At 43.9% G+C, this 23,516-nt stretch carries 19 protein-coding genes; 9 read left to right on the forward strand and 10 right to left on the reverse strand.

Going from position 1 to position 23,516, the window contains the following annotated elements; genetic code table 11:
• Positions 1–160 precede the first annotated feature (160 nt).
• A complete protein-coding gene (locus J6I44_RS19610) occupies positions 161–2,029 on the reverse strand; it encodes a transthyretin-like family protein (protein WP_265767961.1) in 1,869 nt (622 codons plus the stop codon).
• Positions 2,030–2,355: 326 nt separating this feature from the next.
• Here J6I44_RS19610 and J6I44_RS19615 point away from each other — a divergent pair, with 326 nt between their 5' ends.
• Genes J6I44_RS19615 through J6I44_RS19625 form a run of 3 tightly spaced genes read left to right on the forward strand, consistent with a single transcriptional unit; the run spans position 2,356 to position 5,396 of the window.
• On the forward strand, positions 2,356–3,522 hold the full coding sequence (locus J6I44_RS19615) for a M20/M25/M40 family metallo-hydrolase (protein WP_265767962.1): 1,167 nt from the start codon (positions 2,356–2,358) through the stop codon (positions 3,520–3,522).
• Positions 3,506–4,501, forward strand: a complete 996-nt coding sequence (locus J6I44_RS19620; RefSeq protein WP_350356724.1) for a glucosyl-3-phosphoglycerate synthase — start codon at positions 3,506–3,508, stop codon at positions 4,499–4,501. The genes J6I44_RS19615 and J6I44_RS19620 overlap by 17 nt, the downstream gene beginning before the upstream one ends.
• Entirely contained in the window at positions 4,494–5,396 is a 903-nt protein-coding gene (locus J6I44_RS19625; RefSeq protein ID WP_265767964.1) for an HAD family hydrolase, read from the forward strand. Before J6I44_RS19620 ends, J6I44_RS19625 begins: the two co-directional genes overlap by 8 nt.
• On the opposite strand, the gene J6I44_RS19630 is transcribed toward J6I44_RS19625, so the two are convergent.
• The 6 genes from J6I44_RS19630 to J6I44_RS19655 all read right to left on the reverse strand — a co-directional run bounded on the left by J6I44_RS19630 (position 5,385) and on the right by J6I44_RS19655 (position 11,774).
• Positions 5,385–7,106 (reverse strand): sugar phosphorylase, encoded by a 1,722-nt coding sequence (locus J6I44_RS19630; RefSeq protein WP_265767965.1) that lies wholly within the window; start codon positions 7,104–7,106, stop codon positions 5,385–5,387. The two genes, J6I44_RS19625 and J6I44_RS19630, sit on opposite strands and share 12 nt — an antisense overlap.
• 246 nt (positions 7,107–7,352) lie before the next feature.
• Positions 7,353–8,192, reverse strand: coding sequence for a DUF4382 domain-containing protein (locus tag J6I44_RS19635; protein ID WP_265767966.1), 840 nt, complete (start codon positions 8,190–8,192; stop codon positions 7,353–7,355).
• 115 nt (positions 8,193–8,307) lie between these two features.
• On the reverse strand, positions 8,308–9,204 hold the full coding sequence (locus J6I44_RS19640; RefSeq protein ID WP_265767967.1) for a hypothetical protein: 897 nt from the start codon (positions 9,202–9,204) through the stop codon (positions 8,308–8,310).
• 16 nt (positions 9,205–9,220) lie between these two features.
• Entirely contained in the window at positions 9,221–10,486 is a 1,266-nt protein-coding gene (locus J6I44_RS19645; protein ID WP_265767968.1) for a glycogen-binding domain-containing protein, read from the reverse strand.
• Positions 10,483–11,211: an early set domain-containing protein gene (locus J6I44_RS19650; protein ID WP_265767969.1), complete on the reverse strand. Its 729-nt coding sequence runs from the start codon at positions 11,209–11,211 to the stop codon at positions 10,483–10,485. The genes J6I44_RS19645 and J6I44_RS19650 overlap by 4 nt, the downstream gene beginning before the upstream one ends.
• Positions 11,212–11,216: 5 nt before the next feature.
• Positions 11,217–11,774, reverse strand: coding sequence for an RNA polymerase sigma factor (locus J6I44_RS19655; RefSeq protein ID WP_265767970.1), 558 nt, complete (start codon positions 11,772–11,774; stop codon positions 11,217–11,219).
• A gap of 233 nt (positions 11,775–12,007) precedes the next feature.
• On the opposite strand from J6I44_RS19655, the gene J6I44_RS19660 reads away from it, so the two are divergent.
• The 3 genes from J6I44_RS19660 to J6I44_RS19670 all read left to right on the forward strand — a co-directional run bounded on the left by J6I44_RS19660 (position 12,008) and on the right by J6I44_RS19670 (position 14,531).
• Entirely contained in the window at positions 12,008–13,300 is a 1,293-nt protein-coding gene (locus tag J6I44_RS19660; protein ID WP_265767972.1) for a sigma-54 interaction domain-containing protein, read from the forward strand.
• The gene (locus J6I44_RS19665) at positions 13,287–13,805 is read left to right on the forward strand and encodes an LptE family protein (protein WP_265767973.1); all 519 of its coding nucleotides are present in this window, start codon (positions 13,287–13,289) and stop codon (positions 13,803–13,805) included. Before J6I44_RS19660 ends, J6I44_RS19665 begins: the two co-directional genes overlap by 14 nt.
• 93 nt (positions 13,806–13,898) lie before the next feature.
• Positions 13,899–14,531: a hypothetical protein gene (locus tag J6I44_RS19670; protein ID WP_265767974.1), complete on the forward strand. Its 633-nt coding sequence runs from the start codon at positions 13,899–13,901 to the stop codon at positions 14,529–14,531.
• 42 nt (positions 14,532–14,573) lie between these two features.
• Here the strand turns inward: J6I44_RS19670 and J6I44_RS19675 are convergent, their stop codons facing one another.
• The 3 genes from J6I44_RS19675 to J6I44_RS19685 all read right to left on the reverse strand — a co-directional run bounded on the left by J6I44_RS19675 (position 14,574) and on the right by J6I44_RS19685 (position 17,096).
• Positions 14,574–15,209, reverse strand: a complete 636-nt coding sequence (locus tag J6I44_RS19675; protein ID WP_265767975.1) for an MBL fold metallo-hydrolase — start codon at positions 15,207–15,209, stop codon at positions 14,574–14,576.
• A 94-nt stretch (positions 15,210–15,303) separates the two neighbouring features.
• Complete coding sequence (rpmE, locus tag J6I44_RS19680; protein ID WP_265767976.1) at positions 15,304–15,516, reverse strand: 50S ribosomal protein L31; 213 nt, start codon at positions 15,514–15,516, stop codon at positions 15,304–15,306.
• 74 nt (positions 15,517–15,590) lie between these two features.
• Positions 15,591–17,096 carry a sigma 54-interacting transcriptional regulator gene (locus J6I44_RS19685; protein ID WP_265767977.1) on the reverse strand — a complete coding sequence of 502 codons (1,506 nt, stop codon included), beginning with the start codon at positions 17,094–17,096 and terminating at the stop codon, positions 15,591–15,593.
• 521 nt (positions 17,097–17,617) lie between these two features.
• On the opposite strand from J6I44_RS19685, the gene J6I44_RS19690 reads away from it, so the two are divergent.
• From J6I44_RS19690 to J6I44_RS19700, 3 genes are read left to right on the forward strand one after another with little or no spacing between them, the layout of a single operon-like run.
• A complete protein-coding gene (locus J6I44_RS19690; protein WP_265767978.1) occupies positions 17,618–20,590 on the forward strand; it encodes a SusC/RagA family TonB-linked outer membrane protein in 2,973 nt (990 codons plus the stop codon).
• Positions 20,591–20,616: 26 nt separating this feature from the next.
• Positions 20,617–22,182 (forward strand): RagB/SusD family nutrient uptake outer membrane protein, encoded by a 1,566-nt coding sequence (locus J6I44_RS19695; RefSeq protein WP_265767979.1) that lies wholly within the window; start codon positions 20,617–20,619, stop codon positions 22,180–22,182.
• 29 nt (positions 22,183–22,211) lie between these two features.
• A complete protein-coding gene (locus J6I44_RS19700; RefSeq protein WP_265767981.1) occupies positions 22,212–23,273 on the forward strand; it encodes a SusE domain-containing protein in 1,062 nt (353 codons plus the stop codon).
• Positions 23,274–23,516 lie beyond the last annotated feature (243 nt).

Here is a 23,516-nt window from a genome sequence, read left to right on the forward strand (position 1 = left end):
ATCAGGATAAATAAATATATGGTAATTGATTTTCCGTGCTGATAAGCTTCCATAACATCCCTCTTCAATTTTTGGGTTAAATAAGCTAAGCAAGGTGCCGAGGCACCCTGCTTAACTCGTTTTATCAGTTCCTTGGCTAAGAATCTAACTGATAGTTTTGTTACGTATTCCCATTACGTTTGCAAAACGCAATTTCATCATGACGATTACTGGGCGTATCGTCTCCATCAGTCAGTAGGACTTGTACACTCATATTGACGATATAAGCGCAAGGTTCTAAATCTGAGACTGAAAAATCCGGAGTTGCGGTTCCATGATGATCTCCCGGACTTGAAACAGGTGGCATTGTAAAATTATATGGGCCTCCCGGTCCTGTCATATTAAGACTTACGCTCCCGAGATTTGGATGAGCCGCCGTAAACACTACATCCAAATCAGTGGTTATACCTAAACAACCATGACCCTGTAATTGAGCAACATCTACCATAGCCACCGCTAACTGGTTGTTTCTGATGTTTGAATACCAATCAGGATGACTATCGATGCCATCATAGAGTGTATTATTTACTGATATATGGTCGCAGGTACCGGCAACCTCTTCCGTTCCTGGGCTCCCCTTTTCCCTTACGATCATCCGTATTGCAAAATGTTTATTTTCTACTAACGGATGCACATCTGTTACTGAGTTTCCGGTCACTAATCCCGTTAGATCAACATCTGGGAATGACGCTATACTCCGGCTATTAAGTGATATTAAATTATGATTGGGGGTAAAAAAACCATCGCCGGTTGAATCCAGTGGATTATCAGCTTCCTGGGGAACTTGTATCCAGTCCACACCACTATCATTTACAATATTTACTGCCAATTCATCCGGTTGATTCGGCTTAATTACATAATCCACATTTTCGATGGGATTCGGACTGGGTACAGGATAATCGGGATTGGATCTTTGCAAGGTTCCAATTTTCTGTTTCCCCATCTGAGCTTCTAATACGGGCTCCCAACTTTCCCCACCAAGAAGATTTCCTGAAGGATCTGTCTCATGTACTTCAAAACGATACTCCAAATCACTGCCATTAAACTTCTTGGACAAAGTTCCATTTAAACGGAGATTACTAAAAAATGCTCTGTCTGCCCCTACCGTTAATCCGGTTGCTGAAACTATATCATCTTCATAATCATAACCTCCTATATGACTAAAGAAAGGCAGCGGTTCAGGTGGGGGAATCGATGGGGTATCAGCTAAACATAAGGTTACACAGAAACAAGAACCTGCATTTTCTCGATCAGGATCTCTTCCCTTCGAAGGATCTTCAATGAGTAAGGGGGACCCTAAAGTTGTTTCTACATGGAAATAGATATCCGGCCCACCAAATAACTCCACATCAATGAAGGTGCCTTGTTTGAAATCATCCGCAGAATAGTAAATCCTGAAATGGCCTGTAGAATCAGTAAGAGCCGAGCCAAGTGGATCATCCTGTAACCAGTCTCTGTCGAATGCTGAAACCTTAACTCCAGGTAACGGTATCTCCTTTTCACAATCCAGCACCTGCCCGCAAATAACGTAGGCGCCTAACAGTTCGCGAATTCGGCACCAAAACCGATGAGATATACAGTATTCCCAAGCGGCTATCTGTCCCTCTTTGGTTTGTCTCCATTGAGGCTGAAGGGTGGTGATAGTAAACTGTACCGGCGATGTATCGTCGGGGCGTTCATCTTGTCCGGGAGCTCGTTCAACATATACATCAATTTCAAAAGCTTCTCCTTCATAGTCCTGATTTTCTCCCAGTTCAAAGTTAAACTGGCCGCGCTCTCCGGTTTCTGTTTGAGCAATCAACAATTTTTCCTTGGCTTTAATATCCTTCTCAGATAAAATCGAAAACGTATTCTTGGGATTGGCCGTAGCCAAGACGGTTTCCCGCTCTCTTTCTCGAATCCGGTACAACTTAACCACCACATTCGAAAGGTATTCCTCACAATCATCACATAAGCGTCCACAGAGTGATCCTTTAAATATATAACTCATAATTTTTGCCTCTCTTTTCTATTTTTTGTTAAAGTGATATTATTCTTGGTATTACCTAATTATCTACCAACTCTTTCTCTCAAATCGGATAATTAATGCATTACATAGGTAAGTACCTTTTAAAGGGTAATCCTTACATAAAAATATTTTTTATTTCTGGGCAGGCCCCTACCAGGGATTATCCATTCATTACATGCCTAAAAATTGGGAAACGAATGCACTGTGTTTCTGCCAAACTAATTATTGTCAACAGACACAAATAAGCATTTGTAGACTCCTCATATTTTTTAATATTAAAAATGCAATATCAAAAAATGCTATGAGTCGTGATTCAATCATTTGAAGAGATACTCAGTTTGCTTTCCTCCTCTCAAAAAACGGCCAAAGAGCTCAAGGAAATACTACTGGCCAATTTGGTAATGGTCGGAGAAATTCCTGCCCCCACATTTGAGAAAGAGGATCGAATAGAATTCCTGCTTAACAGGTTTAAGGAAGCGGAAATCGCCCACAACTCAGTGGATGAAGCAGGCAATGGCATTGGTATTTTAGAAGGCTCCTCCAATAAGGAGTCCATTCTATTGGTAGCTCATGCAGATACAGTCTTTGATTCTAAAGTAGACCATACCATCCAGATACAACCGAAGACGGTGCAAGGGCCTGGCGTAGCGGATAACAGTTTGGGGCTCGCCGTCCTGGCAACCATCCCTACCATTCTGGAGGAACTGGATATTGAGCTCAGCCATAACCTCATCCTGATGGGAGCCACTCGCAGCCTGGGACGGGGCAATCTGAAAGGGCTTCGATTTTTCTTATCCCATTTTGATCAACCCCTGAAAGCTGGTTTAGGTATTGAAGGAGTAGAGCTGGGACGATTGAGTCATACTTCTATCGGTATGAGACGAGGTGAGCTGACGTGCGAAGTCCCGGAAACCTATGATTGGTCACGCTTTGGAGATGCCAGTGCAATCCTCACTATTAATGAGCTTATCAACCGTATCAACAAAATTAAGACGCCACAACGCCCCCGAACGAGTATTGTCTTGGGATCGATAGAAGGCGGAAGTTCGTTTACCACAGCAAAAAAAGCAAAGCTACAATTTGAAATTCGCTCCGAGTCGTCAGAGCTGGTTCAGGAGATTCATCAGAACATGCGGGAAATTGTCGAAGAGGTCTCTTCCCGAAGTGGTGATCGTATTGAACTGGATATTTTTGCCGAAAGACGACCTGGAGGGCTTAAGTTTTCCCATCCATTGGTAAAAAGAACGCGACAAATCATGGATCATCTGGATATTGAATCACGCCCCGGCCCCAGTACATCCGAGCTATCAGCATTCATAGATCAAGAGATTCCGGCTATTACGCTGGGTATATCCAAAGGAAGTAACGTTCGGGGAAAAGATGAAACCGTAGAAATTGAACCGATCTATACCGGCATTGCACAGATAATTGGTACCTTGTTAGCTATTGACGGAGGTTATTGTGAAGAAACTTGACCAATGGATTAATAATAACACCTACCACCATTGCCAGTTTTGGGATCTGAAGAAGTTAGTAGAAGCCAAGGAAAAAAATGAGCTGACGATTTCTCTTTGCCTGCCTACGCTTAATGAAGAAAAGACCATTGGCAAGGAAGTGGTTATCTTTAAATCTGAACTTGTTGACCGCTATCCCCTGCTGGATGAGATCGCAGTTATCGATTCAGGATCGGATGACAATACCCGTGAAGTAGCCTCAAATTTTGGTGCGGATGTTTACCTGGCAGACGAAATATTGCCCCATATCAAATCCAAGAAAGGCAAAGGAGAAAACCTCTGGAAAGCAATCTACCAGTTAAAAGGAGATATTATCGTTTATGTGGATGCTGATATCAGCAACATCCATCCCCGATTTGTCTATGGACTGGTAGCGCCCCTTATTTATAGAGAGAAAATCAAATACGTCAAAGCCTTTTATGATCGACCGCTGGCGGTATCGGGAAACGTTCGCGCTTCCGGTGGCGGTCGGGTTACGGAAATCCTTATTCGCCCGCTCTTCTCCCTCTACTTCCCCGAATTGACCGGTATCATTCAGCCGCTTTCCGGGGAATATGCAGTCCGTCGGGAAGTGCTGGAGCATATCAACTTCCCCATCGGCTATGGTGTTGAGACCTCGCACCTGATCGACGTTTACACCAAATATGGACTGGAAGCCTTTGCCCAAACCGACCTCGACCAACGCGTGCATGAAAACAAACCGACACAGGCACTGGGAAAGATGGCTTTTGGTATCTTACAAACCTTTATCAAACGAGCCAAACATTTGGGGATCATTGAAAAGATTGATGACTTCCAAACCGTTTTACGGCAAACACAGGCCAAGGATAAGGTCTATGAACAGGCTGAACTTGAAATTGTGGAAGAAGAACGTCCGCCCATGATTGAAATAGATGCTTATCGTGAAAAGTTTAACCGTACGTCTGATATACATGAATAGAGCACAGCTACTGAAGCGCATTCGGGATCTCACTCATCCCCTTTCTCCTATTTCAATCAATCATCCTCAAAAGCTGCAGCCCCTGCAGGATATCCAGTGTGTAGCTTTTGACTTTTATGGCACCATGTTTATATCGGCTGTTGGAGATATCGGTATCGATGAGGATCAACAGTCTAAAAGTGCCGACTATTTTACCGCTTCCCTTAAAGATTGTGGGCTTACGATCTTGCATGAACAAGCCGGCGATCGCGGGCAAACATTATTTAAAGATACCATTACTGCTCATATTTCTTCGGCTCAAACCGATGGCGTTGACCATCCGGAACCCGATGTGCGTACCGTATGGTTTGAAGTTCTGCAGAAGATGCAAAAGGAGCAGCTTATTGCCGGTTCGGTTACCCAAGGACTTGCCCTGCGCTTTGGCATTGAGTTCGAATTCCGAATTAATGATATTTGGCCCGTACCCGATTTAAAAAAGCTACTCAAAAACCTGTTGGATGATGGCCTTCAATTAGGCATTATTTCGAACTCTCAGTTTTATACTCCAATTGCATTTGAAGCATTCCTGGGGGTAAGTCCTGCAGAGTTTGGTTTTAATCCCGATTTATTGGTTTGGTCGTATCAGACCGGCCTCAAAAAACCTTCAGAAGAATTTTACAAGGTCTTTGACCGTGCTGCCAATAAAGAAGGATTACAACCGGAACAAATACTATATGTCGGCAACGATATCCGTAAAGACATCCGACCTGCTAAAAACCTGGGGATGCGCACAGCGCTCTATGTAGGCGACCAGCGATCTATTCGCCATGAAACCCGGGAGCTGGATGAAAGTGATTTTCAGCCCGACCTTATCATTCGGGATCTCCATCAAATACTCCAGTGCCTAGATAGCTAGCCAAACCGTTTTAAACGGTTCAAGTTTAAGCTCGTTCTTTATGGTAAGCTGATCACCCGTCAAGATATTCGTATAGGTATCAGCTTCGGCTATGAAGGAAGACAGCAGTTCTCTGGCCAGAGATTTGTGCTCATGGGTTATATTGCTAATGCAGAGGATATTTTCTTCGTCCGAACTCCGGTGCAGCACAAAAAAATCATTTCCCAAGTCCAGTACTTCTTGTTTCGCTGCGGGACTAAACGCCGAATGCTGCTTGCGAATCTGCAATAATTCTTTATACCGTGTTAATATATAATGAGTTATATCATTTGTTTGGCTTAAATGCTCTTCCAGCTCTTCCTCTCCCCACTGTTTCCTATTGATGGCACGCTTTTCACCGGTTTCCGTAACACCGTCCAAATAATTTTTAGTGGCCGTGAAGTTATGGAAATAGACCCCGGGCACGCCCTGTAGGCTCAGCATGATAATCTGCGAGCATAAATATCGTTTTACCTGGAACTGTGTATCTTTTCTGCCCGGCTCGGCAAAGGCATCGTAGTAAGTGATATTTAGCTCGTAAGGACTTTGAGAATTATCTTCATTCTTTTTATACGATACAAATCCCCCTCTTTCCTTGGTACTTTTGATCAAATAATCGAACTCTTCATCGGGGACTAATCCTTCCAGAGGGCGTACTCCGATGCCATCATGGGAGGCGGTAAAATTAAAATAGGTGCACCCTTCCCGGGGTTCCGGCAGCTCCTGAGCCCACTGTGTGAGGTATTGCCCATTTTCTGTTAGAATAGCATGCAAAAGCAGCGGAGGCAGGCTAAACTGGTAAATCATATGGGCTTCATCACCGTCCCCGAAATAATTGATATTCTCATCAAACGGTACATTGGTTTCCGTAATCAGCGTTATATCGGGATCAATATGATCCACTATATCGCGGAAAAGTTTGATAACCTGGTGCGTCTCTTCAAGGTGAATAGAGTTGGTACCTATTTCTTTCCACAAGTAGGCAATTGCATCAAGCCGGATTAAGTTGATCCCCTTCGACAGATAAAACAGAAAGATATCTACGAATTCAATAAGGACATCCGGGTTGATAAAATTAAGATCTATCTGGTCATCACTGAATGTTGTCCAAACATACTGCATCCCCCGGTTGGTCTTGACCGTAGTTAAAAGAGGGCTGCTGCGAGGTCGGGTTACATTAGAAAGATCGGTAGAGGGATCAACTTCAATAAAGTAATCCTTCCCGGGGGCTTTTCCCATCTGGTAATTTTCAAACCAATCGCTAAACCTTGAAGTGTGATTGATCACCAGGTCTGCCATCACATTATATTTTTCAGAGAGCGATTCAATATCTTCCCAATCTCCAAGATCTTCTCGTACTTTCAAGTAATCAATGACCGAAAAGCCCTGGTCTGATGAGCTGGGGAAAAAGGGCAAAATATGAACGGTATTTACAGCATCTCCCAACCTTTTTTCTACGAATTCTTTTAATGTCTGTAGCTTATTCTTCTGGCCGTTCTCAGGCAGAATGACATCTCCATACGTTATGAGTACAGCATCTTCCTGGCTGAAGGATATTCTGGATGATGGGGTATCCCTCAATCTAAGGTTGTGCTTGCCTACAAGCTTTTTAAGCCGGTTTAACAGATCCCTTTTTTGTTCGGATCCATATAAAAACTCAAGTCGTTGTAATGCTTTATCATCAAAACTCATAGAAAAAGCTTTGGTTTTAAAACTTCGGCCTCGGAGTCCAAAAAATAACCAATGAGATTTTAAATTAAAGCATCAATCTATTCGGTTTAAAATGTCTATTTATAAAAATTCTTCCGCATATAAGTTAGCTTAAAACTAATGCTTTTTATTTATGTTTCATCCATATTAAAAAGGCCCACAACTCGCGTTGCAGGCCTCTACTTAACTGATTTGTAGCCCTATTACTGTTCCCTATTTTAACATATTTTACTGCTGATTTAATTCAACCGTTCCTATATCCTTGGTTTTTCCTGTTTGTACGGTTACATCTTCAACTGTGGCGGATTGGTAACTGTCAACACGAGGGTTCACGGATACATCATAACTGCCTTCTTCAAGACCAATAAGTCTGAAGTCTCCGCTGGTAGTATCAGCAATAGTCGAAGCAAGAGTATCTGATCCTGCAATAGCGTAAACTACAGGTTGGGCATCAGCAGGGTTCACAACGCCTTCAATATTACCGGTAATAGCCTTTTCTGAGGCTTTAATAACCGGCTTCAACAGGTATTTCTGTGCATTGCCGGGTTGCCCAGCAGCTACAACCGAGCGACTGGCATCAAAGTCCAATAGTAATACATATTCAATATCAGACTGAATTTCCGCATTGATATTAAGCTTAATGCCGGTCTGTGCTCCACTTGGCACCATCATGCTATGCTCAGTGCCATCCACCACCACGCTGTGACCGTTTGTGCTTAAAATCAGTCGTATTTGTTCATAAATGCCCGGTTCGAGCTCTTTGGTACCGATCACTTCAGTGGCACCGTTAACTAATTCAAGCAGATTATAGCTCTGCTGGGGTTCGCTTAATACAATCCATTCTCCCTCTTCTCCCTCGGAATCTTGTGCCTGTACTTCAACGCGTTCGATGAACACATTTACCGCATCGGCCGAATCAATGGGTGCATCGGTCATCTCTACCGTCATTGTTCCCATACTTCCATCCGATCCGGTACCGTTGTCGTCACAACCTGTGAAGAAAACCGCTGCAGCAAGAAAAAATGCAAATGGTATTGATAATATTTTATTCCGTAACATATCTTTCATCTGTCTATGATTAATTATTTTGTTTTGTACTTCCATCTCTGAGCATAAGACGAGCGAAAGGAAGAATGGTTACAGAATTATTTATTGTTCAATATATTGTAGTAGAAACCTCTCATTAGTTACCTCGATTTCCAGAACCATTTCCGCGTTCAGGCCTGTTTTCCAGGCCTTTGGGTACATTTCCCGGAGGGCCACCCCCTACTTTGCCGTTGAAAAGATTATCGAGGATTTGTTTGGCCGGGATACCTCCCTCCATTTGCCTGGCCACCCCGTCTACCACGGAAGCAGCAGGCAGCTGGCTGCGCTGTTGTCCCATTTTTAAAGCAGCAGGCAGTTGCTGTAACTCATTGGCATTGAATCCTCCTCTGAGTGCTCGTATGATAAACGAAGCTGATTGTTCTGGTTGGTCAGCAGTAGTGGGCAAATCTGAAAGTATTTGCATTGCAGCGACCATATCTGCAGGATAAACTTTTGAAACTACGGGGTCAGATTCGATTTGAGATAAAATAGTGCTGATATTTCCCGGAGAAACATTCTTCATCAATGACCGCGAAGCTGCCCGGGCCATATCATTACGAAAATTTTGTTCGGGCATAGAAGAACCGGCTTGATTCAGCATCTCTTGAACCGCCGGGCGGTTTAACCAGGGATCAACAATGTCGGTTGCCTGCACCATGCTCTGCTGCACCTGATCCAGAACGGCGATAATACGGTTGCCGGGAATTCCCTTGGAGAACCCTTCAAGTGCTTTGTCGATGGCTAGTTCTCCCGGAAGATTCCTGGCCGACATATCTACAGCAGACTGCAAAATTTGACGAAGTTGCTGTGAACTGATCCCCTGCGCTTGAGCCCGGTCTTGGAGTTCAGTTAACGAAGCCTCCTCAACACCAGCTTGTTTGGCCTTTTCAAATAATGAGGATAATTCGCTATTCTGAGCACCTACCTGTTGTCCTGACAGTACCAGCATTCCGCAAGTACATATAAAAAGCAATAACTGTTTGTACGTTTTCATAATTCTTTTTTCTAATTTATTCGACTAATAACATGGCATTTTCACTGCCAAAACCATCATCTACTGTATAGACTTTATTCGAAAATGGTAGCCAATCTTCCGAACGGCCCTGTACCTTGAGCACTTTATATTCATAGGCTCCTGTTTCCAACAGAAGCTGAGCTCTATACACATTATCGCTACTCTCGGTAAGCGGGATTCCTGTTTTATTCCAATTATTGAAATTTCCCACCAGAAACAGCTGTCCCTCTCCTGAGTAACGGATACGCACTTCCTGTTCACCTTTCGTCTTCTTCCATTCCGGGTTTATGCTATAATCTTTTGACCTGAAATGCGGGTTAAAACTAAATCGTAGCCCTCCGGATACCTTAAATTCAGTAACAGCCTCGCCCGAAGACTCTGACTCAGGTCTTAGCTGAACTCCATTAACCCCGGCAAATAGCGTAAATTGCTTATTGACAGGGAATGTCCCCTCTATACTCATATTTATGATTCGATCTACGTTTGTAACGGAAATAGTTGAAGGATTCTGATCATTGCCTGGTGGAAATGGTGTTGTCCCATTATCTTCGGTTGTTGTACTTTCATATTGATATTGGGCCCAACTTCCACTCACTGTTACAGAAGCTCCGTCTCTAAGAAAGTAGGTCACTGATGCCTGGCTGTTGAACCCTTCGCGAATATCGGGAAAGGCATCCAATTCCCCATGCAAAGCTGTCCTAAGACGCCACTTATAACTGGGCCACGTCTCAAACTCAAGGCTGTAAAGGTCAAGCCGGTCCCTGGTTTGATCTACACCTCCATAGTTACGATAGGTGCGAAAATTGGAGCCCGCTTTTGTACGCAACAGTGTAAAAGGTGAAATAAACCACGTTAATTGAGGCTGGGCCCATAATAATGTCCGGCTGTATGCTCCCGTCATATAGCTGGCGCCGCCCTCCAAGCCTGCACTTATTTTGTCAGACAGCCAATAATTGTAGTTCAGCAAACCCAATCCTCCGCCCCAGTTATCCTGTTGTTCGTTAAAAACGGGCATGTATAACGGACCTCCCATCACAGAGAAGGAATGACCATCATTATACCAAGACGTCTGTCCAATAAACGATGTAAAATTATAGCCCGATTCCATCGCCGGATCCCACTCAGATAAAAAGGGATTCAAATAGCTGTTCGTGGAATACCCCACCCTTGTATCCAGGTAAAATATCGTCTGCCACTGCTGGCTAAATCCACAGGTTGTTAGAGAAAATATAAAACACATTATCAGCAGGTTCTTTTTCATAAATAGATAACAGCATTTTTATTACCGAAGCCATCATCGCGCTGGATAGTGGCCAGCGGATCTGTCATCCATTGATCTTCATTTTTAACAAACATATAATGATGTTCTCCGCGCTTCATTGGCACAAGGGCAGTCCATACCTGTTTTCCATCGATCTGCTGACTTCTCATTTCTACGGGCTCCCAATCATTAAAGTCACCTGCTACTGCCATCGAATTAGCATTTTCATCGATGTAAACAAATCTAAGCATAACTTCCTCCGTACCGGATGAAACTTGTTGTACCGAGCCATTTACCCCCTCTTTACTTTCACTATTTTCAGCGAATGAGGGCATATCCTCTTTCATCTGTTGCGTCAGGTACCATGGATATAAGAAGGCAGCCAATGCCAATACCACCATTGCAAAAGTGTAAGCCGGCCGCCATTGTATCTGTTTTGGAGTAAATAACCCGCGAAACCAAGCTTTCAGCTGTTGATAAACCGAAAGGCTCTGTATTTCGTCCGCCAGTGCAATTTGCTGCATAACCTGCGCCGAAAAATTCTCCGGCACGATTTCCCTGTCATAGTCGAGCGATTCATCTAAAGAAACCTCATTGAGCCGTTGCTCAAATCGTAACATAGCACGCAGCTCTTCGTCCTCAGCAATTGTATGCAAGGCTCGTTTCTCTTCTTCAGACGATAAATTACCCTCCAGGTAACCCCGGAGCAATTCATCCTTGTTCATAATGTTCAGCTATTTTTTTCTATGTATGTTTTCAACTCTTTCTTGGCTCGGTATACTCGAACCTTGAGGGCGCTGACAGACACCCCCAACCGTTGCGACATCGCATTATAGGTCATCCTAGACCTATATTTCATCAAAAAAGCCTCTGCGTATTCTTGGTTTATCACCTTCAACCCTTCTTCCAATAATTGCAGCCATTCGTTTTTTTCCATATCAGTATCGGCTCTGCTTTCATCCTTCATTTGCTGCTCTAATTTATGCTGATTCATCTCGCTAAAGGATTTATTTTGCCGGCGAACATTTTTTACATAATCTCTGCAGTGGTTTTTGGCAATCATATACAACCAGGATGAAAAACGAGACTTCTTATCAAAAGAGGCCAGTCGTTCATATGTTTTCACAAAAATATCTTGTGCCAGTTCTTCTGCCTCATCTCTGTAATCCACGAACTGGTTGACGATGTGAAAAACCATCGGGGCATACTGATCCACCAATTCGCGATAGCGGTCTTTGTTCCCATTAAGGACCGCATCCACTATCTGAAATTCTTTTTCATTTTTCATACGCAAGAAAAACTGACTGCAAAAGGTGGTAATAGCCTGGTTTCAGTATCATAAAATAAAGTTCAGATAGTTTCCACTATTCATATGACGATCAAACCGGAAGATAGTTACCAAATTTTTTGACATAGATATTCAGCGGTTATCAGAATATCTTTATGTATCTAATGTTGTAATTGTTACCTTTAGAGTTAAAGATGTTGTTAAGTTCATAAAGATCAGAAATAGGCATTTCTATGGATCGTGAAGCATTTCAAGAACGATTTGGGCTCATAGGTGAGTCTGTTGCCCTAAAACAGGTCATTGACAAAATAATACAGGTTGCGGATACCGATATAACGGTTCTTCTGCAAGGAGAAAGTGGTGTAGGTAAAGATATTACGGCCAAAGCTATTCATGCCGTCAGCCATCGCAAGCATGAAAATATGGTTATTGTCAATTGTGGTGCGATACCTGAGGGTATTATTGAAAGTGAACTTTTTGGCCATGAAAAGGGGGCCTTTACCGGTGCCCATGAGGCCCGGGAAGGTTATTTTGAAAAAGCCAATGGAGGTACCATTTTTCTGGATGAAATTGGCGACACTCCAGCTAACGTGCAGGTAAAACTACTGCGCGTGCTTGAATCCGGGGAATATTTTCGGGTTGGATCAAGTAAATTGCGTACGACCGATGTTCGTGTCGTTGCTGCTACCAATAAAGACCTTTGGCAGCTGGTACAGGATGAAACATTCCGCGAGGATCTGTATTACCGACTCGATACGGTAAAAGTGAAGCTTCCTCCTCTGCGTGAGCGCCCAGATGATATTATCCCTATTTTTCGTAAATTTGTTACCGAATTTTCGTCCAAATACGACTCGGTATTCAAAGGCTTTTCTGATGATGCCAAAGAACTGCTTATTTCTTATCGCTGGCCCGGCAATGTACGTGAGCTCCGTAACGTCGCCGAGCAGCTGGTAGTGCTGGAAAAATCGCAGTTCATCGATACCGAAAAGTTGCAAAAGTATTTGAAGGGACGCCAGCATACCGGCTCGGCGGACAACTTGCCAATACTGGCTGATAAGCAGCAACATACCTCCAATGGGTCGGCCGGAGATGGAGATCAACAGCTTATTTACCGGGCTCTGGTTGAATTAAGAAATGATATCGGTGATCTTAAAAAAATGCTGGGAACCTTTCTCTATTCTACCTTTTCCCAGAAAAATTTAAAAGCGTTACCCCAAAACATTCAGGATGAAGTTCAACATAGCGATATTTCTGAATTTGATATTGATGTAGGAGCAACATCAGAGGAAAATATTGGCGTGCAGCCTTTTGCAGAAGCTGATATTTCGGAAGAAGAAAACAGCGAGGAAGAAGCTTTTTCCCAATTTTTTAGTGCAGAGGATATTCCTTCAATAGAGAAAACAGAACAATTTCTCATTGAACAGGCGTTGCAAAAATATGATGGCAATCGCCGCAAAGCTTCTGAAGCTCTTGGTATTAGTGAACGAACGCTGTATCGCAAATTAGACCAGTATGATTTACAATAAAAAAATCCTCCTGTTTTTAGTGCTGTTTATCAGCATTATTGGGTCCGGCTGTATTAGATATAGTTTTACCGGTGCCTCTATACCTGAAAACGTAAATTCAGTCTACATACCCTTCTTTGCTGATCAATCATCGAGTGGGGTTGGCAACCTCAGCGATCGGCTGAATGAGGCTCTCATTGATCGATTTATCAATCAAACACGCTTACAGCTGGCCAATTCGCGAGCTACGGCTGATGCTGTTTTGGAAGGGTCAATCACCAACTACCGAAATGGCCCTTTTAGTATAACAGGAGATGACGAGACCACTCGTAACGAGGTTACTATTAACGTACGGGCCACTTACCAGTATATAGAAAAGGATAAACCGGAATGGAATAAAACCTTCAGCGGAGCAGCTACTTATGATACCAATGAAAATCCAATTGAGGGAGAAGAAACCGCGGCTGAAGAAGCCTTAGGCCGCGTTGCTGATAATATGTTTAATGATGCAGTTAGTGGCTGGTAACAGTATAATACGTTAACTTAATGGACGTGAGTGCTATTATCACTCGTTTGTACACCAAACTAATTTGATGTCGGGAAATACTAAATAACAGAGATGCTTCAATTACCTTTTGACATACCTAAGTCGCTTATATCCTATGCAGAACATTTTCAAAAAGATCCTGTTAAAGCTACCAAGCGGCTTACCAAACAGTTAGACAAGCGCGGGCCCGACGCAGTTGGTTACTTTTTACTTGCATGGTTTTATTATCTCCGGAATATGCCGGAGGAGGCAATGGAAAAAGCACTCAAAGCTCGTATCTTTTCGCCGGGTAGTCCCTTTTTGAATAAGCTCCACTATTATCTACAGCATCCGGATGTATTTGATGCCTGGATTCCCAAACCAGCCGATACCAATCAGACTCAAGCCTCTTTTGGGTTGAAGCGCCATGGACCTGTTTTAGACTTGGACATGTTGATTCAACGATTGTCCGAAATGGAGTCGCAACGTATACGGCCCAAGCAAGATCAAATGGATGAAGGTAGCAAAAGAAATGCTAAAATCAACAGCGATGTTGACGAATTTACCTCAGAAACATTGGCAAAGATTCATGAGCAACAAGGAAAAATTGATACAGCAATCCGTTCTTATGAGCGCCTGAAAAAAATAAAGGCAGACAAAGAGGATTATTATAATGAGCAAATTACCAGGCTGAAAAGCATTAAAGAGCAATCCGAAGAAGAGTAGCTTTCTTGCCTTAATTTACGCAGAGGCATTTAACGAATTACGCTACACCGACACAAAGGGATTTGCTTGTTTTTCATGCCCGATGGTAGTCTTCGGTCCATGCCCGCAATAAACCGTGGTATCATCCGGCAGGGTGTAAAGCTCCGTTTTGATAGACTTTTTAAGTGTCTCCATGCTTCCCTTATAAAGGTCCGTACGCCCTATGCCTTCCCTGAAGAGTGCATCCCCTGCGATTAGAATACCCTCATCCTGGCTGTACAGGGAAACATGATCCGGGGAATGCCCGGGTGTGTACAATACATCAAAAGTAAATTCTCCGATTGACCAGTCCTGTTGTATCGGCAAAATCTCTGGCTCAAAATCAAACCCTTCAACATTCAGACCAAACATTGAGGCCTGTGAAACAAAATTATTCCATAAATAGCGGTCCTTATCGCTTAAATAAACAGGCAGCTGCTTGTAATTAAGAACCCGTGGCACACCCAATGCATGATCGACATGGGCATGTGTCAATAACACTGCCAACAATGAAAGCTCATTAGTTTCTACAATTGATTGAACTTGGCTAAATTCATTGGCTGATGTGAAGCCCGGATCAATCAGTAAGGCTTCACTTCCTTTTATCAACAGGTAGCTATTTTCGGCAAAAGGCCCGACGGTAAAAGAGTGGATATCCATTATGTCATTATTAATAGCAGGACAATGGGAAAGAAATAAAAAAGGATGCATCTCTTAACGACATGCATCCTTAAAATAATTGATCTACAGAAAACTACTTGTTGCCATAACGCTTCTTAAAGCGATCAATACGGCCAGCCTTTTTCTGGAAGTTCATATTTCCGGTATAGAAGGGATGGTTTTTAGAGTCAACCTCGCTGCGGTAAACACCATCATTGGTGTCCATTGTGCTTCGGGTTTTAAATTCTGTTCCATCGCTGAGGACAACCGTAATTTCGTTGTATTCTGGGTGAATTCCTTTTTTCATGAGATCCTAAAATTTCTTTGTTGGCTATTCAGAGAAGCAAATATAAGGCTCTGTTGCCTCATTTGCAATCCCAATCACCGATCGAAATCCTCCAGATCATCAAAGTCGTCCATCGATCCCAGCATACTTCCCAGCATATCCGAATAAGAACGTCCGTCATCCAGGTCTTCTTTGCCCAACATAGAGTGCTGATGCAGGGCTTCGACCACAAAATCCATCAATGAATATTTATTGCTGTCGTCAGATGACAATATTTCCCGTCCGGCAACCAACTTTTCTAAGCCTTCAACCTGTTGTAAGGCGGCTTCATATTCCTTTTGGGACATCTTATCGGTCATATCCAGCTCATTTCCATTGGCGAACCAATCCAACACCGGTTGATACAAGCTCTCTTTATCCTGCTTTTTCTGTTCTTCCGGATCAGGAAAATACCGCCCAAACGTTTGTTTTATGGATTTTCCGATAATATGCTTTGCTACATTCAAAACGCCCTCCTGCTCGCCTTCATAGACCAACTCGAGCTTGCCGGTTAACGCCGGAACGATATGAAAAAGATCGGTAATACGTGCCGTTGTTTTCTTTTCATTATTTAACAACGCCCGCCGCTCTGCAGATGAAATAAGCTGCTCCATTGCCGTTATCGTCATCCTTGTTGAAACCCCGCTCTTCTGATCAATATACTCCGATTCACGAGCCTCAAAGGCAATTTGCTCCAGTAGCTCCTTCATAAGGGGCGGTACCTCCACCTCCACAGAACCATTGCGGTTGGCCCACGCTTCTTGCTCAGTAATCTTTTGCCCGATCTCCAGCTTACGCGGATAATGCGTTAAAATCTGTGAATCAATGCGGTCTTTAAGCGGCGTAATGATATTTCCCCGGTTGGTATAGTCCTCTGGATTGGCGGAAAATACCATCAATACATCCAATGGAATACGCACATTAAAACCACGAATCTGGATATCACGCTCCTGCATAATATTCAGCAATGATACTTGGATACGCGGCTGTAGATCAGGCAACTCATTGATCGCAAAAATACCACGATTGGTCCGCGGTACGAGCCCAAAATTGATTACGTGTTCATCAGCCAGTGTCAATTTCCGGGCAGCCGCCTTGATAGGGTCAATATCCCCGATCAGATCTGCTACGGCCGTATCCGGTGTAGCCAGCTTCTCTCCATATCGCTGACTCCGATGAACCCATTCAATAGGGGTCTTGTCCCCCTTTGTTTCAATCTGCTCACGTGCTTGTTTGGAAACTGGCTTAAGTGGATCATCATTAATTTCCGACCCTTTGACTATGGGCATATACTCATCCAGTAAAAGATAAAGCTGCCGTAATATCTTGGTCTTCGCCTGGCCTCGCAATCCCAATAAAATGAAATCATGTTTGGCCAGAAGCGCATGTTGTAATTCAGGAATTACCGACTGATCATATCCCCTAATTTCAGGAAACAATATGTCACCCTCCCTTATTTTTTTGATCAAGTTACGCCGGATTTCTTCCTTGACCGAGACTGATTTCCATTCTGATTCTTTTAATTGGCCAAGGGTGGTAATTTGTGGTACCGTTTCACTCATGAGCACTTACTAAATCCATTTGAATTGACAATTTGATAACTGAATATAGACAAGAATCATTTCATAATTATTTATTCATCTAAGCTTTTTTGGCTAATTGTGGAAGTAGTGCATAATATTTATTGCTCTTGCAACCATGAACCAACCATAAAGTGCAAACCTCCTTCTATTATTCCCTTACAACTCCCACCTTATGAAATTTTATTTTTAATTTTTTTCATCATCCCAAGAAGAACTTGAATATTGTTGCAATAATTCTTAATTAAGAGCACATTGTAAGCGCTTACAACAGGCCGTTGAGATAATAGGCCCTTATTTTATACCATTGACTGTAAGCGCTTACATAGTATTGCAAGGCGTTTCCAAAGATATATTAAGAGGTCTTGTTACAACACTTAGCGAGCTACACAAAAAAATATTTCTTGACTAAAATTTTTAAGTCTTGGACTGAAAGTTTTGGTTCAAAACAACTTTAAATAGCCACGAATTGCCTATTCTTTAAACTTAACTCAGCTAACTCTATGAATGATATAAAAAAGCTACTAATAACAACGTCCCTATTATTGGGCTTTGCTCTGCCTGGTATTGCCCAAATTACTGTATCAGGTATTGTCACGGATGCCAGCGATGGTCAACCATTGCCTGGGGTAAATATTATTGTCCAAAATGCTCCTTCCGTGGGGACTTCCTCCAGAGCCGATGGGGCATATTCTCTGTCAGTGCCTTCGGAAACCGACACCCTCATTTTTTCTTTTGTTGGATATATAAAGCAAGAAGTTCCGATTGATGGTCGCTCAACGATTGACATTGCACTTTCCTCAGATATCCAGGCGCTCGATGATGTGGTGGTCATTGGTTATGGTACTCAGGATGTTGATGACAATACCGGATCGGTCACAGCCGTAAATGCAGATGACTTTAATGAAGGCGCTATCACCTCTCCGGAGGAACTGTTCCAGGGCAAGACGGCCGGCGTCAACGTAACCTCTAATGATGGCGCTCCCGGCAGCGGAGCTACCATTCGTATTCGTGGTGGCTCTTCCCTATCGGCCAGCAACGATCCCCTCTTTGTAGTAGATGGAGTGCCGCTGGATGGCAGTGGTGTTTCGGGGATGAGAAGCCCACTAAATACCATCAATCCCAATGACATTGCCTCCATAACGGTGCTCAAAGATGCCTCCGCTACTGCTATTTATGGTTCCAGGGCTTCGAACGGGGTCATCATTATTGAAACCAAAAAAGGAACGGTTGGCCAAGAGTTAAAGGTTAATTATACCGGAAAGTTTTCAGTGCAGACCAACCGAAACCAGGTGGATGTTCTATCAGCTGACCAGTTCCGGAATGTGATCCGGGAACAGTTTGGGGAAGATGGCAGCCAGTATTTAGGGGAAGCCAGTACCAATTGGCAAAATAAAATCTATAAACAATCGCTGAGCCAGGACCATAACCTGAGCTTTACCGGAGCTGTCAATCAACTTCCTTACCGTCTCTCGCTGGGCTATTCAGGAAACAATGGAATCCTGAAAACCTCTCAATTAGATCGACTAACGGGATCTCTGGCCTTAACGCCCACTTTTCTGGATGATCGCCTGAAAATAGACCTTAATCTCAAAGGCATGCAGGTAAATAATCAGTTTGCCAATCAGGCCGCTATAGGATCTGCAGTTGTATTTGACCCCACGAAGCCCGTGAAAGTAGAGGGCGAAAACCGTTTCGACGGTTATTATACCTGGGTGGATGCTGACGGAAGTCCTATTTCTATAGCTCCGTCCAATCCCGTGGCACTGCTGAATCAGACTAATGACGAATCCACAGTCTACCGCTCTATTGGAAATGTTAAATTCGATTATACAACTTCATTTCTGCCCGAGCTAAGTGCAACGCTCAATCTGGGATACGACTATTCGGATGTTGGCGATGGATTATATACTGTCCCGGAAACGGCGGCCTTCGAATACTCGGGCGCCAATGAAGCGAATGGCGTGCGACGTGATTATTCTCAGAAAAAAGAAAATGAACTGCTCGACTTTTATCTGAATTACAATGATGACCTTTCTTCTATTGACAGTAAAGTGGATCTGACGGCCGGCTATTCGTGGGAGCATCACTATTCCAGGGGCTCCGAATACGCCACTAACTTCGACCGCTCTTCTACGCTTGTTGTCGATCAGGATACCGACTATGAGACCGAGCACTACATCATTTCCTTCTTTGGGCGTATGAATTACACTTTTAAGGATAAGTACCTGCTGACAGCTACGCTCCGCCAGGATGGTACCTCAAGGTTCTCGGAAGATAATCGATGGGGCCTCTTTCCGTCTGCCGCCCTGGCATGGAAGATGCACAAAGAGCCCTTCCTTAAGGGCATTGATGATATCAGCCAGTTAAAACTCCGCCTGGGATATGGCGTTACGGGCCAGCAGCGAATCGGCCAGGGTGACTATCCCTACTTGGGTCGTTACACTTATGGAGAACCGACCGCCTCTTATCAATTCGGGGATACATTTCTGGAAACACTTCGTCCTGAAGGCTACAATGCCAACCTCAAATGGGAAGAAACCACAACCTATAACCTTGGGCTCGATTATGGATTTTTAAATGATCGCATTTATGGATCTGTAGAAACCTATTACCGAGAAACAACGGATCTGCTAAATGTAGTACCCGTTCCAGCCGGAACCAACTTTACCAACCGCATTCTATCAAATGTAGGAACGCTGGAGGTTAAAGGAGTTGAATTTAATATAACCGGACGTCCGATTTCAACAGACAATACATTCTGGGAAGTTGGCTTTAATCTCTCCCACAATACCAATGAGATTACTAAACTTACTACCGCTGACGACCCAGATTACATTGGAGTTGAAACCGGGGGTATCGCTGGGGGGACCGGCAATACCATCCAAATCCATAGCGTTGGTCACCCACGAAGCTCTTTCTATGTTCATGAGCAAGTTTATGATCAAGATGGAAATCCCATTGAAGGACTCTATGTTGACCGCAACGATGACGGAGTGGTTGATGAAGATGATAAGTATCGGTATCAAAACCCAGATGCAGATGTAACCCTCGGGCTTTCATCACGATTAGAATATAAAAATTGGGATGCTTCCTTTTCAGCTCGCGCAAGCTTAGGTAACTACATCTACAATAATGTAGCTTCGAGCAATTCCTTTTATAGCGACATGTTGTACACCCAGTACATCCGCAATACGCCTACCTCTATTTTCGATACTGATTTCAATACCGAACAGTTTCATTCTGATCATTATGTCGAAAATGCCTCTTTCCTGCGCATGGATAACATCACGCTGGGATATACCTTCAGTGATGTGCTGACTGCTGTCTCTTCACTTCGATTGTCAGCTACAGTGCAAAATGCTTTTGTGATTACCAACTACAGCGGACTCGATCCAGAAGTATTTGGCGGTATTGACAACAACCTTTACCCACGTCCACGCACCTTCATGTTAGGTGTAAATCTGAATTTCTAAATAGAATGTATAAAACCACGGATATTATGTTTATCAAAAACTATAAAATTGTATCAGCAGCATTGCTTGCCATGATCGTTTTGTTCATGGCCTCTTGCGTGGACAACCTCAACACCAGCCCCCTCGACAATGATATTGTAACATCAGAGGCGGTGTATGAAACCCCTGAAGATTATCGGCAGGTACTTGCCAAACTTTATGCCGGATTTGCAGCAACCGGGCAGCAAGGGCCATCCGGTAATGCAGATATCCAAGGCATTGATGAAGGATTTTCAAGTTACATTCGTCAATTTTGGGTAGCCCAGGAAATTCCAACCGACGAAGCAGTCGTCGCCTGGACGGATCCCGGCCTTCCTGAATTTAATTATCAATCATGGGGGGCTTCCAACGATTTTGTCATGGGAATGTACAGCCGCATCTTTTATGAAATCACGCTGGCCAATGAGTTTATCAGGAATGCGAACGGCAACGAAAACTCTATGGTCCAAAGTTATAATGCTGAAGCACGATTCCTCCGGGCCCTCAGCTATTGGCATGCGCTTGATTTTTATGGAGGAGGGATTCCTTTTGTAACCGAAAAGGATGGAGTTGGTGCTTACAACCCGCAACCGGCTTCGGCTGATTCCGTTTTTTCTTATATCGAAAATGAGCTGCTTGCCATTGAAGATCAGCTTCCAGCTACCGGCCAAAATGAATACGGACGCGCCGGTCAGGCAGCGGCATGGACGCTCCTGGCTAAGCTCTATTTAAATGCCGAAGTTTATACCGGTGAACAGCGTTACAGTGATGCCCTTTCCTATGCTGATAAAGTTATTGAAAGTGGAGCCTATGCGCTCGAAGACAACTATCAACACCTGTTCCTGGCCGATAATCACACCGCTGATGGCATTATCTTCCCTATCACTTTCGATGGTGAGCATACCAAAACCTACGGAGGTACGAATTTTATCGTCCATGCAGCCGTAGGAGGCGACATGAGCGCAACGGAGTTCGGCATTGACGCGGGCTGGGCCGGACACCGAACTACTCCTCAATTGGTCGATAAGTTTGACCAAGAGAACGATAGCCGCGCGTTGTTTTTTACCGAGGGACAAGAGCTCGAAATTCAAGACATTGAAGACTTTAAGCAGGGCTATGCCATCACGAAATGGAAAAACATTACCTCTGATGGCCAGCCTGGTTCTTTCCCTGAATTTGTGGATACTGACTTCCCCATGTTCCGTCTTGCGGATGTATACCTCATATATGCCGAAGCAGTAGCGCGCGGCGCCGAAGGCGGTAATACCGCCAAAGCCGTTGACCTGGTAAACCAAATCAGGGAACGAGCCTTTGGCGATGCTTCCCAAAATATTACCCCCGGTGAATTAACCCCGGAATTCATCCTGGATGAACGGGCACGTGAGCTCTACTGGGAAGGTCATCGGCGGACAGATCTCATCCGCTACGGTCATTTTACCTCTGCAGATTACGTCTGGGCCTGGAAAGGAAATACACAAGAAGGTGCCGCTACCAGCGATCATTATGCGCTCTTCCCTATTCCATCCTCAGATGTGAATTCAAATACAAACCTGACGCAGAATTTGGGTTATTAATAATGTTGAACGTCAAAAATATGATGATAATGAAGAAATTACGTACACCTTTTATTGTTTTACTTAGCCTCTTCACCATTGTCGCATGTGATAAAGAAGAGATGGGCCCGGTCATCAGTTCAGAGCCGGGTTCTCCTGCTATCACTGCTCCTGAATCGGGACAAGGCTATACCCTTACCGAAGAAACAGCCGAAGACACCTTAATGACGATAACATGGACAGAGCCCGACTATGGTTTTGCTGCCCCCGTGACCTATTCCATAGAAATGGGACTCACAAACGGAGATTTTGCTGACTCCACAGAAATTGGAACCACCACGGAGAGCTCCTATGCGCTTACCGTCAGTGGCATGAACAACCGACTGATCTCTGCCGGATTTGCGGCCAATCAACAAATAACGGTGCCTGTACGAGTTCGTGCCATGGTCAATGATTCCGTTCAACAAGAAATCTCGGAACCAGCATCTTATACTTTTACTCCTTACTTGGTGGAGGTAGAATACCCGGAAATTTACGTTCCAGGCGGCTACCAGGCAGCCAGCGGATATATGACCGACTGGGAACCTGCCGATGCCCCTGCCCTCTATTCTTTTGAAGATGATGACTTCTACGAAGGCTACGTCTATATTGCTAACGCTGGTGCAGCCTTCAAGTTTACAGCTGAACGCAACTGGAATAATGGCGACTGGGGCGATACCGGTGCCGATGGAACGCTTGACGCAGGCGGAGATAATATTATAGCTGAAACGGCTGGCTATTATAAAATGGATGTTGATTTAAGTAACCTTACCTACTCTTTAACCAATACCGATTGGGGTGTTATCGGAGATGCAACAGCCGGTGAATGGGATGCGGACCAGGATATGACGTATAATCCCGATACCAAAGTATGGACAATCACAACGGACCTGACAGCCGGCGAAATGAAATTCCGTGCCAACGATGCCTGGGATCTGAATTACGGTGATGCGGAAGGCGATGGCACACTGGAGGCCGGTGCAGATAACATTGCAGTAGAAGAGGCCGGTAATTATACCGTTGAACTCAACCTGAGTGAAGTCCCATACACCTACTCGCTTACCCAAAATTAACTTTATTATCCAGTATACTCATGGTTGGGTGTCATCCCAGCCATGAGTTCTATAACCCATTGAATTACTCAATTTAGAGCTTATTTATATAGTTTGTTATAAACAACCCCCTTTTATTGGAATTGCAACAAAAAAGTAGACAGTGAGTTAAGGGTGATCATGCGGCCTGTTGCTGTTGGGTTATTAATAATTCTTCGGTTTGTGCAGGGCTGCGGTAATCCAGGCTTGAATGCAGGCGCTTGC

Origin of the sequence: Fodinibius salsisoli, assembly GCF_026229185.1 — a bacterium.
In the GTDB taxonomy this organism is placed as follows: Bacteria; Bacteroidota; Rhodothermia; order Balneolales; family Balneolaceae; genus Fodinibius; species Fodinibius salsisoli.